The sequence below is a fragment of the Paraburkholderia saeva genome (assembly GCF_907164555.1).
Lineage (GTDB): Bacteria > Pseudomonadota > Gammaproteobacteria > Burkholderiales > Burkholderiaceae > Paraburkholderia > Paraburkholderia saeva.
In genome coordinates this window covers 528756-540668 of the sequence record NZ_CAJQZC010000001.1, presented here as the reverse complement: position 1 = coordinate 540668, position 11913 = coordinate 528756, and the positions used below count along the sequence as shown (strand labels likewise).

Here is an 11913-nt window from a genome sequence, read left to right as displayed (position 1 = left end):
CGTTGCGATGAACCGCGCACCTCGGGTTTCGCTGGTCGCACGCTGCATGTCGCGACATGCGGCAAGTCGGCGACCATAAAGACCGATCAGCTCAGCGTATCCGGATCGAAGCTTCGTTCGTCGCTTCCTTCTGTCTGAGCCATCGCCCGATTCCCGGCGCCGAAGTGGCTCGCAAACTGTTCGAAGCCTTCGATCGGCAGCGGTTTGCAGAACAGGAAGCCCTGATAGGCGTGGCAACCCGCCACGGCGAGAAAGTCCCGTTGCGCTTCGTTCTCCACGCCCTCGGCGATCACGCCCAGGTCGAAGCTCCGCGCGAGCGCCACGATGGTTCGCGCGATGTCGGCGTCGTTAGGATCGTCGAGGATGTCCCGCACGAACGAACGGTCGATCTTCAGTTGGTCCAGCGGCAGGCGCTTGAGATAGGAGAGCGACGAATAGCCGATGCCGAAGTCGTCCAGCGAGAACGTCACGCCGTGCGCCCGCAGCGCACTCATCTTCTCGATGATGTCCTCGACGTTTTCCACTAGCACGCTTTCGGTCAGCTCCAGCTTCAGCCGGTCCGCCCGCGCGCCCGTCTGGCGGATGACCGTCAAGACGTTCTCCACGAAGTCAGGCTCGCGAAACTGGCGCGCGCTCACGTTCACGGCAATCGACAGATGCGCCATCGACGCGCGCGTCGCCCACGCGGCGAGCTGGCTGCACGCGCACTCGAGCACCGTCTGTCCGATTTCGAGGATCAGTCCGGTCTCTTCGGCGAGCGGGATGAATTCCCCGGGCGGAATCAGTCCGCGTTCCGGATGCATCCAGCGCACCAACGCTTCGGCACCCGTTATATGGCCGCCGTCGATGACCTGCGCCTGGTAGTGCAGCACAAACCGGTCTTCTTCAATCGCGCTGCGCAGACCCAGCTCCAGTTCGGCCCGCTTCAGCACGACGGTCTGCATCGCAGGATCGAAGAAGCACATCGCGTTGCGGCCTCGCTCCTTCGATTTGTACATCGCGAGGTCGGCCTGCTTGAAAAGCTCGTCTGTCGACGTCTGTTCGCCGTCGAAGACCGTCACACCGATGCTTGCGGTACTGCGGAACTGGACGCCGTTCAGCTGATAGGTGCTGCCGAGCACCGCGAGAATCCGTTCGCCCACCGCCTCGGTCTGCGCGGTCGCCGTCACCTTGTCGTGACCCAGATTGCCCAGCACGACGACGAACTCATCGCCGCCCACGCGCGCAACCGTGTCGCCTTCGTTCACACTGCTCGACAGACGATACGCGACCTGCCGCAACAGCAGGTCGCCCTTGTCGTGGCCGAGCGTGTCGTTCAGCGTCTTGAAGTGATCGAGATCGATGAACATCAGCGCGCCGCAGACCTTGTTGCGGTGACTGCTCGCCATCGACTGCCTGAGGCGTTCCAGCAGCAGCGCGCGGTTAGGCAGACGCGTGAGCGTGTCATAGAACGCGAGTTCGCGGATTTTCTCTTCCGCCTTCTTGCGCTCCGTGATGTCATGGTGCGTGCCGACGTAATGCGTCACCGCGCCGCCTTCGCCCGTCACGGCGGAAATGGTCAGCCACTTGGGATAGACCTCGCCGTTCTTCCGGCGGCCCCAGATCTCGCCCTGCCAGCCGCCCACGCGACGGATCGTCTGCCACATTTCCTTGTAGAACGTGGCGTCGTGAAGGTCCGATTTGAGAAGCCGCGGTGTGCGCCCGACGACTTCCCCGGCCGAATAACCGGTGCACTCGGTGAACGCCGAATTCACACGAAGAATCGTGCTGTCGACGTCGGTGACCATCATGGCTTCCTGCGAATCGAACGCAACGGCGGCAATGCGCAGCTCCGCCTCCACATGCTTGCGCTCGGTGATGTCGCGACCGCTCGTGCGAAAGCCGATGAAGTCGCCACGCGCATTGCTGATCGGCACCCACGAAACCGAAAGCCACACGTGCGAGCCATCCTTGCGCACCCAGCGAAACTCGAGATCGTCGCCGCGATAGCCCTGCAGACCTTTCTGGAATTCCGGTGCCACGCGCGGCATGTCGTCCGGATGAATCAGCGAGCGGGCGAAGTCGGGCATCGCCATGCATTCCTCGACCGTATAGCCCGTGTAGTGCTCGACCGACGGGTTGATCCAGCGCGGCTTGCCGTCCGGTCCCCACCAGATTTCCAGGTTCACGGTGCAATCGGCGATCGCGCGGAATTTCTCTTCGTTTTCGCGCAGTTCGTGCGTCATTTTCGAGGCCAGCCGCATCGCGCGGCCGCGTCCCGTCATCATGAGCCAGGTGAGCAGCGTCAGCAGCAGGCTCAACCCCGTGCCGGTGCAGGCGATCAACACCTCGGCGTTACGCCCGAGATGCGAGCGGAATTCGTCGAACGCGCTGATCGAGAGCGTCCAGTCGTGTCCGTTAAGAACCAGATATTCGTTCGTCGAGATCAGCGGCTTCGCGTTCCGGGTTCCGGCATCGGCGGTGTGATACAGCAGCGATCGTTGCGACGGCTCCACGCCGTCGTAAATGGCAAGCGCGAATCCGCTGGGCTGCTCGCCATAGAGACTCGCGATCACGTCGTGCATGCGGAACGACGCGTAGACCCAGCCCGTAATGTGCGCACGCCGCTGCGCGACGTTGTCCTGCGTCGCGCCGGGCGCGTAGACCGGCAGGTACATGATGAAACCCGGCCTGCGGTCCGAATCCATATCCGCCGACAGGCTCACCTTGCCCGAGAGAGTCGCCATGCCGGAATCGCGGGCCTTTTCCATGGCGAGGCGGCGCACCGGGTCGGCCCAGGCGTCGAAGCCAGGCGAACTGCGCGTCTGGCCGACATACGGCTCGCGCTGAATGACGGGCGCGTAATCCTCGCGATTTCCCGCCGGTTGAATCGCATAGGCAGTGATGCCTTCCGCGCGCATTCTCGCGACGTGCGCGTCCTTCTGTGCCGCCGGCACCCATTCGACGACGCCCACGGCGTGAACCCCGGTAAAGTTCACGTCGAGATTGAGCGCGCCGACGTAGCTGCGGAACTTCGAGCGATCGATCGTCTCGCTCGTCGCGAACAGGCTCTGCACGCCGCGCAGCATGAGTTCGTAGGTCGCCACGCGCTGTTCGACACGGCTCACCGCGTCGCCCACCGAATATTCGAACTGGGTGCGCAATTCGTTGCGGGTGGCCTGCCGCTCGTGATTCCAGACGCTCCACGTCACGCACAGCGACGTCGACAGGACGAGCAGCGGCAGCAGGACGGAACGCGCCCCGCTCACGGCGTCGCCTTGAAATTGACCATCGAAGCGGCGAGGTCCGGCCTGAAATACTTTTCGAAGATGCGCCGCACGGTGCCGTCCGCGCGCATCTCGTCCACGAGCGCGCGCCATTTCTCGCGTTCCGCGGCCGGCAACGCCTTGTTCGACATGATCAGACCGTGCGGCACCGAAGGATCGTTGAATTCGATGATCTGCGTGACGTCGCGAATCTTCTTTTCTTCGAGCGCGGGGTAATCGAAGGGCTCGATGATCATGCCCTGGATGCGATGCAGAATGAGCGCCTGGTAGAGCGGATCCAGCCCGCCCGCCTGACTGACACGGTTCTGCGCTGCGAGCGTGTCAACCAGCGCATTCGCCGATTCGCTATAGCGGAAACTGCGGATCACGCCGAGCTGCGCGTTTTCATCGTTCTCGAAGTCCGCGACGTTGTGAATGCCCGCGTCGTTGCGCACCAGCAGATAGTATTTGTTGCTGAAGTACCACGCGAATGATGCGTATTGGTTACGCTCGTCGTTGGCGATGCCGGAAAGACTGAAGTCGAGCGCGCCGGATTCGATCAGCTTCCAGATCCGCGCGCGCGACATCAGGCTGACCTTGATCTGGCAACCGCTGCGGCGGATCAGTTCTTCCGCGAAATCCTTGTCGATGCCGCTATCCGTATCGACCGAATACAGCAGGCCATGGTCATGCAAACCCAATGTGAAGGGACGGGAGCACGTCGGCCCAGCCGCCAGTGCATTGCCCGTCAAAGATGCCGCCAGTAGCACACCACCCAGCCAGTTTCGAATCACAGCGCCTCCGCAGCGGAACGTCGCATCGTTGAATTCCTGTCCGCAACCCCGACCCGACGGTGCGTTCCGCCGGCCTTGCCTTGCAAACTCCAGCCTGATCAGGTTTTTCGTGTGCCCATCCTGGCGCGGCGCCTGCTGCATCCGGCAATCAGCGCCCAGGAATCGGGTAAACAAATCCTCCGCACGCATTATCGGCAATAGTTAGACGTTCTTGAGTGGTGCACGTGATTTTTTCTGATTTCTGACCGGACATGCTCGTTCAGATCGGGGAGCTGGCCGTCGGTCTGCGAAACCGGCGTAGAGGTGGTTTGCAACCGGGCGTCGCGGCGTTGAGGGGGTGCGCGATGCGTGACCGGCCACCGCCTTCACCGAAAGATGGGCGCGGAAAGGTCACTGTATGGTCGCCGGTTCGAGACGAGTACGGCCGGCGCGCCGGCTCCCGCTGGTGCGGCGAGCGGCGCGCCGTGCGGGCGGCACGCTACGCTTCCGACAGAATCTGCTGGATGGCCTGCTCGAAGGTTTCGACGGGTTGCCCGCCGGAAACCAGATATCGCTGGTTGAAGATGATCGCCGGCACCGAATGAATGCCCAGGTTCTGATATTTCTGCTCTTCGGCGCGAACGTCATCTGCGTAGCGTCCGCTTTGCAGCACGTCGCGGGCCTCCGCGGCGTCGAGGCCAACGGAGCGGGCCGCTTCGACCAGGACTTCGTGGTCGCTCGGGTCCTTGCCATCGCCGTGATAGGCGCGCAACAGCGCCATCTTGAGCGCCAACTGCCTGCCTTCGATACCCGCCCAATGCATCAGGCGATGCGCATCGAACGTGTTATAGACCCGCGTGCGCGGGCCAAACGTAAAGCCCACGCTCTCGCCGCGCTCGCGAATCATCGCCTGCGTTTCGGCAATCTGCTCCGGCGTGCGTCCGTATTTCTTGCCAAGATAGTCGACGATAGCCTCGCCGCCTGGCTCCATCTCCGGATTCAGCTCAAAGGGATGCACGGCGATCTGCGCGTCGACAGCATCGGAGAGGCGCGATAGCGCGAGTTGAAGCGATGACAGGCCGATCGCACACCACGGGCATGCGATATCGGAGACAAAATCGATTGTCAGCTGTTTAGCCATTGCGTTTCTCAGCCCTCCACCTTGGTCATGATGGCCGTAGCCGGGTTGTATTGATAACCCTTCTGCGCGAGCTGCTGGGCCATCGTCGCACCGATCATCTTTTGCTGCGTTTCCCGGGAAATCAACTCGTGATCCGGCTTGACGCGCTCCAGTTCGGACGAGAGCCGACGCAACAGCGCGACCTCGCCGGTACTGCGCGCGTCGATGAACAGGATCTTCTCGCCGGCCTGACTGAGCCTTTGCTTGAGTTCCTTCGCATGCGCCGCCCACTGTTCCGCATTGGCGCGAAGTTCATTCGCGGCCTTTTCATGGGCTTTCGCCTGCGCCGATATCTGGCGTTGCAACGCGTCGACCTCTTCCGCACTTGCAGCGTCGCCCGCGTGCATTGCAAGTTGCTGCGCGCGCTGACTTTCGATCGAGTCGGTCGACAGATGCGCGGCCAGACGCTGCTCCAGTTGCGTGACATGCTTTTCGGCGGCTTCGGCGCGATCCTTCGCCGCCGACGCCTCCTGCGATACCCGGGCGAGTTCCGCGCTTGCGGCCGCTTTCGCAGCCGTTGCGGTGCTTTCGCGCTCACGCGCTTCCGCGAGTTCCCGCGTGACGCGCTGCAATTCCGTGAGTTGCGTCTGGACTTCTTCCTTGCGCGCGGCACTGGCCTTGCGCTCGGCCACGAACGCATTGCGGGCCTGATCGCGCTGGGCCTCCATCGCGGCAAGTCGCGCGACGCCTTCGTTCACCTCTGCTTTCGCCGCGTCAGCGCGCGCGGCAGCCGCACTCGCTTCCTGCGACCAGCGCGCCACTTCCTCCGACTTCGCCTTAAACGCATTGCTCAACGTGGCGATCTGCTGACGCGCCTTGTCGAGCAACTGGGTGGTCTGCGAAATCTCGTCGTTCTTGCCTGATACGATCGCGTTCAACGCTTCACCTGCTTTGCGCGACTCTTCAAGCGACACATTTGCGGCCTGCAGTTTCGCCGCTTCTTCCGCAGCGCGCTGCACGAGTTCCTCGATACGTGTTTCGGCGGCTTCGGCGCGCGATGCGGCCGCGCTCGCCTCTTGCGCCTTTGCTTCACATGCGTCGTTTAGCTTCGCAATTTCCTGCTGCGCGAGATCAAGCTGCTGGGTAGCCTGTGCAATTTCCTCGCTCTTGCCGGAGACTACTGCGGCTAGCGCTTCGCGTGCCTTAAGCGCCGCTTCAAGCGACGTCCTGGTGGTCTCGAGTTTTTCTGCTTCCTCGGAAGCGCGCTGCACGAGTGCCTCAATGCGCGCTTCGGCGGATTCCGCGCGCGACGTCGCCGCGACCGCATCCTCCGAGAGGCGTGCAGCTTCTTCGGATCTCGCCTGCAGCGCTTCGCTCAGTGTTGCGCTCTCCTGCCGCGCCGCGTCGAGTTGCTGATTCGTTTGCGCGATTTCGTCGTTCTTGCCAGCGACTACCGCGGTCAGTTCTTCATGTGCCTTGCGCGCTTCGTCGAGCGATGTCTGCGTGGCCTGCAGTGCAGCCGCTTCTTCAGATGCGCGCTGAACGAGTTCTTCGATACGCGTGTCAGCGGCCTCAGCGCGCGATGAAGCGGCACTTGCCTCCTGCGTCAAGCGTGTCGCTTCTTCCGACTTTGCCTGCAAGGCGTCGTTCAAGGTCGCGATCTGCTGTCGCGACTCGTCGAGCGTCTGACTGGCCCGCGCGATCTCATCGTTCTTGCCTGCAACGACCGCAGTCAGTTCTTCATGCGCCTTATCCGCTTCTTCAAGCGATGCTTTTGTGGCTTGCAGTGCCGCGACTTCTTCCGACACACGTTGTTCGAGTTCGACGATGCGTGCCTCGGCGGCTGTCGCACGCGATGCAGCTGCACTCGCCTCTTGCGTCCAGTGCGTTACTTCGGCGGATTTCGTCTCGCAGGTTGCGCCGAGGGTCGCAATTTCCTGACGCGCTTCGGCAAGCTGCTGACCCGTCTGCGCGAGTTCGTCGTCTTTTCCTGTAACGACGGCTGTCAGCGCTTCATGTGCCTTGCTGGCTTCTTCAAGCGATGTCTTTGTGGCTTGCAGCGTAGCCGCTTCTTCCGACGCGCGTTGTACGAGTTCCTCGATACGCGTTTCGGCCGCTTCAGCACGCGAAGTAGCCGCGCCTGCCTCTTGCGACCAGCGCGTCACTTCTTCCGACTTCGCCTGACAGGTCTCGGCGAGCGTCGCGATCTCTTGCCGCGCCTCGTCAAGCTGCTGATTGGTTCGCGCAATCTCTTCGCTCTTGCCCGCGACGACGGCGCTTAGTGTTTCATGCGCCTGATGCGCTTCTGCAAGCGACGTCTTCGTCGCTTCAAGCACCCCCGCTTCTTCCGACGCACGCTGCTCAAGTTCCGCGATGCGTGTTTCGGCGGCATCCGCGCGTGATGAAGCCGCACCTGCCTCCTGCGACCAGCGCGCCACTTCTTCCGATTTCGCCTGACAGGTATCGGCGAGTGTCGCGATTTCCTGTCGCGCGTCCTCGCGCGCCTGGGTAATGCGCGCTATCTCTTCGCTCTTCGCTGAGACGATCGCGGTCAGCTCTTCACGTGCCTTGCGGCCCGCTTCGACTTCATCCAGAACCCTCTGAAACTCTGCAAGCGCCTCGTCACGTTCGACGTGAGCGGCAGCGACGTGCTGGTTCATTTCCGCCAGCCGCTGGTTGAACGACCGCTCGGCTTCTTCGTGCGACGCCGTCCAGATGCGACCGGCGGCGCTCATCATCGTTTCGACGAGGCCTTCGGGCAATCCTGCCTGCGCCAGCGTTTCCTGCGTGGTGGGCTGTCGCGCGTCGCGCCAGCGCTGCAAGGCCGCAACGATCGCTACCAGCGAGCCGCCTCGAACCTCCGACCAGATCGTGACTGGGGAAACTCTTCTGCCTTCTTCGACCATGCGATCTGCGATAGCAGCGACCAGTTCATCTGTGATTGTGTCTGTGTCCGTAGACATAAGCGCCTCAAAAACCAGGGTGACCGGGCCAAAAATCTAGATTCTTCGATACGTTACTACGTCCAGCGATCTTCATTTGAAAGCCGTATGAAGGATTTTATCGCGTGGACAAAACTGCAGGTCAGTTCAGGCGCGCCTGCAACACACGCTCAAATGCATGCGATTGCGTACTCGCCTTGCGCAAGCGTACCGCGCCAGGCCGCACACGGCGCGCAACTCAAGGTGGCTGGATGCCGTTCAAATGTCTGAAGCCCTGCGTTGCGTCGCCCGGCTAACCGGGCGCGAGGCTGGAAATGCCGCGTCGATCGCCGCGACGCCGAATATACAGGGTCCAGCGCTACAGACGGCGCAGGGTATTCACGCAATATCGGCCGCACTCAAGGGAGCGTGCCCGCAAAATCGTCGAGTTGAGTGATGCAGGTATTCCAGCCGTCGAAGAATCCCATCTGTTCGTGCTGGTCGCGCGTGTTCTCATCGGGGTGCATCACTCTCGCCACGTACCTGCAGCCGGCGCCTTCGTCGGTCATGGTGATGATCGCGGTGAATCCCAGCCACGGCGTGTTCGGCCGCCAACCCGCAGTAAGCATCGAGGTGAACGCGATTCGCGACTGCGGGACGATTTCGAGGAAGCAACCGGGATTGTCGCTGGTGCCGCCATCGGGGCCCTGCATGAAGGTGTGAAACGCGCCGCCCGGTCGCCAATCAAAGGCCCGCACTTCGGTGGTCCAGGGGTGGGGACACCACCATTCCTTGAGCAGGTCCGGTTCTGACCACGCGCGCCATAGCGCGGCTCGTGGCGCGCGCAGTACCCTGGAGATGACCAGGTCGCGCGATTCCTCATGATCGACGGCGTCGTTTGCCATGGGTTTGCTCCTCTACATGCAGGTTTTCGACGAAGTTGGCCATGCGGTCAGACCGTTTCTCCCACATGGCGCGCTGCGAGGCCAGCCATTGCCCGGCCTGCGTCAGGCCGTCGGGGACGAGTTCGCAGGTACGCGTGCGCCCGAGCTTGCTCGTCCGGATGAGGCCGCAGCGCTCGAGCACCGCCAGATGTTTCATGAAGGACGGCAGCGCCATGTCGAAAGGCGCCGCTAGCGCTGACACGCTCTGCTCGCCGTGGCCTAACGCGCTGACGATGGCGCAGCGGGTCGGGTCACCAAGCGCCTGGAACACCTCACTCGTCGCAGGAAAATACTTAGCCATAAAGCTAAGTATAGAGCAAAAATAAAGGCAGCGAACGATGCTGCCTCATTGCAGACGACATTGGCGAGGCGAAGGCAAACGCTCGCAGCGAGCATTCCGTCAAACAGCATTCGCCTGCAAAAGCATCACTACGTTGAAGACGCCGACGCAGACAGACATGCCGCTCACATCACTTCAAACACGCTGTACGTAGGACCTTCGGGGAACCGGTGCCCCGTGCCGACTGCAACGACGCGGTTCAGCCATTCGTATTGACCGGCAGGTGCTTCGAAGATCGGGGCGATCCGGAAGTAGTAGCTCGATGGATCGACAGCTTCGCCTTTGTCGAGTCGCTGCATCACTTCCGCTGGACCGTGGCGGACACCGCGGTACGACATGGTGATCGTCGCGCCGTCGCCGGTTTGCAGAAGAAGGCGGACGTCGAGCGTGGTGCTGCCGTCGGTGCGTACGGCTTGCCAGTCGCTGCCCCCATCGAGCACTTTGCCGGACAGCCGTTCACCTTCGAATGTCCCCGATGGCACGATACCCACGCGACGAAACGAGCCCGGCGTCGCGCCGACAACAACGATCGGCTTGACGTCGAGTCGCATGACGAACAATGGCCGCGTCTGCACGCTTTTAAGCGGCGCCGGCAGGCTCTCGAAGAATGCACTGGTCATGTTTCACCTCGCAATAGATGACGCGGAACGCCCCGCGTCCTTAAGTTCATCGCCTATGTTGTTGAACCGTTTTCGCACGCAATGAAAAATCAGCGGCCTGTTCCGGTCTGGAAAAGCGCAGACGCAGCAGGCCCGCACACAAGCGTTATGAAGCTGTCTTGCCGCCGTTGATCCTGATGACCTCGCCGGTCATGAAACTTGCCTTCCGAGACGCGACGAACATAATCGCATCCGCGATCTCTTCAGGCGTTCCCGCGCGTTTGAGTGGAACGTTCGTGAGAAAGGCGCTCTTCCGTTCGGCGGTGCCGGTCAGGCGGTCGAGCATCGCGGTTTCGACCGGACCCGGCGCGACTGCGTTGACGCGCACGCCGGCTACGGCGCCCTCGATCGCGGCCGAGCGTGTCAGACCTTCCACCGCGTGTTTGCTCGCTACATAGAGCGATGCGTTTGCCGCGCCGCGCGAGCCCATCGTCGACGAGATGTTGACGATGCTGCCGCCGCCCTGCGCCATCATCGCGCGCATCTCGTGCTTCATGCTGAGCAGCGTGCCGAGCACATTGGTATCGAAGACGGCTGCATACCCTTCAGGCGTGCGGTCCGTCACCGGGCCGGACTCGCCTTCGGTCCCCGCCGAGTTGACCGCGATGTCGAGCCGCCCAAAGCGTGCCACCGTCTTCTCGACGAGGTTGCGTACTTCGTCCTCGAACCGCACATCGGACTGGATGAACTCCGCTTCCGTGCCGAGCGCGCGAAGCGCGTCGGCCAGTTTCTGGCCTTCGTTAGCGCGCCGCCCGGAAACGACGACACGGGCGCCCTCACGCGCAAAGGCCAACGCAGTGGCGCGGCCAATGCCGGTGAGCGCGCCGGTGATGAGAACGACAGGATGAGTAGACATTGCATTTCCCTCGTGAGGTTTCTGGAAGCAGCTGACAGTGCCATCAGCGCGTTACGGGCAATAGTAGGGTCCACAACACCGGAAATAAACAGGTTGAGATTCCGGTCATTTCGGACATTTCCGTCCGGCTACCGGGCCATCACGCTAGATACGCAGCGCTTCGCTGACGTAGTCGATGAAAACACGCAGCTTCGGCGACGCGTAACGGCTGGCCGGCCACAGGATCCAGAAGGTGACGGTCTGGTCGATGAAATCGTCGAGCACGATCTGTAACGCGCCGCTCGCGAGCGCATCCCGCACGATGAAGGTCGGCAGAAACGCGAGGCCCTTGTTCTGCAGCGCCAGAAAGCCCAGCACTTCAATGGTGTTGCTGACGAAGGTTTGCGGCAGGTCCGGCTCGGCTTCCGATGCCGCGAGCTGAAACGGCCAGCGCTCCAGCTTGCCGCTGGCGGGAAATCTGTGCAGCAGACAGGCGTGCCGAACGAGTTCGGAAGGATGCGCGGGCACGCCGTGCTGCCTGAGGTAACCCGGCGAAGCGACAAGCACCTGCCCGCAGGAACCGAGGCGCCGCGACACCAGTCTCGAGTCGTGCTGCACGCCCGTGCGTATCACCGCATCGAAGCCTTCTTCGATGACATCCACCATGCGATCGGAGAGATCGACATCGAGTTCGATGTCCGGATACTGCGTCATGAAGCCCTCGAGCGCCGGCATGATCAGCGCGGACAGTTGCGGCGTACTGATCCGCAGCCTGCCACGCGGGCTGCCCACCACGCTCGACAACTCGGCTTCCGCCGCCTCGATTTCGCCGAGGATGCGCCGGCATCGTTCCAGGAACAACGCGCCTTCGGCAGTCAGCGTGATGCTGCGCGTGCTGCGGTGAAAGAGGCGCACGCCCAGCCGCTCCTCGATGCGCGCGACGCTTTTGCCCACCGCCGAAGACGATACGCCGAGCAGACGTCCCGCCTCCGTAAAGCTGCGGGTTTCGGCCACCTGCACGAACATCGAAATACCGCTGAGGCTGTCCATCACCGCGTCGCCCGGCAATCAAGACT

The 11913-nt window shown here is 62.3% G+C and carries 9 protein-coding genes; all 9 read right to left on the bottom strand.

Features of this window, described 5'->3' with window-relative positions:
- Positions 1 to 86: 86 nt before the first annotated feature.
- The 9 genes from LPA36_RS02410 to LPA36_RS02370 all read right to left on the bottom strand — a co-directional run bounded on the left by LPA36_RS02410 (position 87) and on the right by LPA36_RS02370 (position 11887).
- Positions 87 to 3248, bottom strand: a complete 3162-nt coding sequence (locus LPA36_RS02410; protein WP_228874551.1) for a bifunctional diguanylate cyclase/phosphodiesterase — start codon at positions 3246 to 3248, stop codon at positions 87 to 89.
- Positions 3245 to 4039 carry a substrate-binding periplasmic protein gene (locus LPA36_RS02405; protein WP_228874550.1) on the bottom strand — a complete coding sequence of 265 codons (795 nt, stop codon included), beginning with the start codon at positions 4037 to 4039 and terminating at the stop codon, positions 3245 to 3247. The genes LPA36_RS02410 and LPA36_RS02405 overlap by 4 nt, the downstream gene beginning before the upstream one ends.
- 478 nt (positions 4040 to 4517) lie before the next feature.
- On the bottom strand, positions 4518 to 5159 hold the full coding sequence (locus LPA36_RS02400; protein WP_228874549.1) for a DsbA family oxidoreductase: 642 nt from the start codon (positions 5157 to 5159) through the stop codon (positions 4518 to 4520).
- A gap of 8 nt (positions 5160 to 5167) precedes the next feature.
- Positions 5168 to 8101 (bottom strand): DNA-binding protein, encoded by a 2934-nt coding sequence (locus tag LPA36_RS02395; RefSeq protein ID WP_228874548.1) that lies wholly within the window; start codon positions 8099 to 8101, stop codon positions 5168 to 5170.
- 377 nt (positions 8102 to 8478) lie between these two features.
- A complete protein-coding gene (locus LPA36_RS02390) occupies positions 8479 to 8964 on the bottom strand; it encodes an SRPBCC family protein (protein WP_228874547.1) in 486 nt (161 codons plus the stop codon).
- Complete coding sequence (locus tag LPA36_RS02385; protein ID WP_228874546.1) at positions 8939 to 9304, bottom strand: ArsR/SmtB family transcription factor; 366 nt, start codon at positions 9302 to 9304, stop codon at positions 8939 to 8941. Before LPA36_RS02385 ends, LPA36_RS02390 begins: the two co-directional genes overlap by 26 nt.
- 164 nt (positions 9305 to 9468) lie before the next feature.
- On the bottom strand, positions 9469 to 9963 hold the full coding sequence (locus tag LPA36_RS02380) for a DUF3237 domain-containing protein (protein ID WP_228874545.1): 495 nt from the start codon (positions 9961 to 9963) through the stop codon (positions 9469 to 9471).
- 145 nt (positions 9964 to 10108) lie between these two features.
- Positions 10109 to 10858 (bottom strand): SDR family NAD(P)-dependent oxidoreductase, encoded by a 750-nt coding sequence (locus tag LPA36_RS02375; protein WP_228874544.1) that lies wholly within the window; start codon positions 10856 to 10858, stop codon positions 10109 to 10111.
- 144 nt (positions 10859 to 11002) lie between these two features.
- Positions 11003 to 11887, bottom strand: a complete 885-nt coding sequence (locus LPA36_RS02370) for a LysR substrate-binding domain-containing protein (protein ID WP_228874543.1) — start codon at positions 11885 to 11887, stop codon at positions 11003 to 11005.
- Positions 11888 to 11913 lie beyond the last annotated feature (26 nt).

Bases quoted from the DNA above. Each gene is read 5' to 3' on its own strand.
- LPA36_RS02395 (WP_228874548.1), bottom strand. From the start codon at position 8,101: ATGTCTACGGACACAGACACAATCACAGATGAACTGGTCGCTGCTATC.
- LPA36_RS02380 (WP_228874545.1), bottom strand. From the start codon at position 9,963: ATGACCAGTGCATTCTTCGAGAGCCTGCCGGCGCCGCTTAAAAGCGTG.
- LPA36_RS02400 (WP_228874549.1), bottom strand. From the start codon at position 5,159: ATGGCTAAACAGCTGACAATCGATTTTGTCTCCGATATCGCATGCCCG.
- LPA36_RS02375 (WP_228874544.1), bottom strand. From the start codon at position 10,858: ATGTCTACTCATCCTGTCGTTCTCATCACCGGCGCGCTCACCGGCATT.
- LPA36_RS02390 (WP_228874547.1), bottom strand. From the start codon at position 8,964: ATGGCAAACGACGCCGTCGATCATGAGGAATCGCGCGACCTGGTCATC.
- LPA36_RS02385 (WP_228874546.1), bottom strand. From the start codon at position 9,304: ATGGCTAAGTATTTTCCTGCGACGAGTGAGGTGTTCCAGGCGCTTGGT.
- LPA36_RS02370 (WP_228874543.1), bottom strand. From the start codon at position 11,887: ATGGACAGCCTCAGCGGTATTTCGATGTTCGTGCAGGTGGCCGAAACC.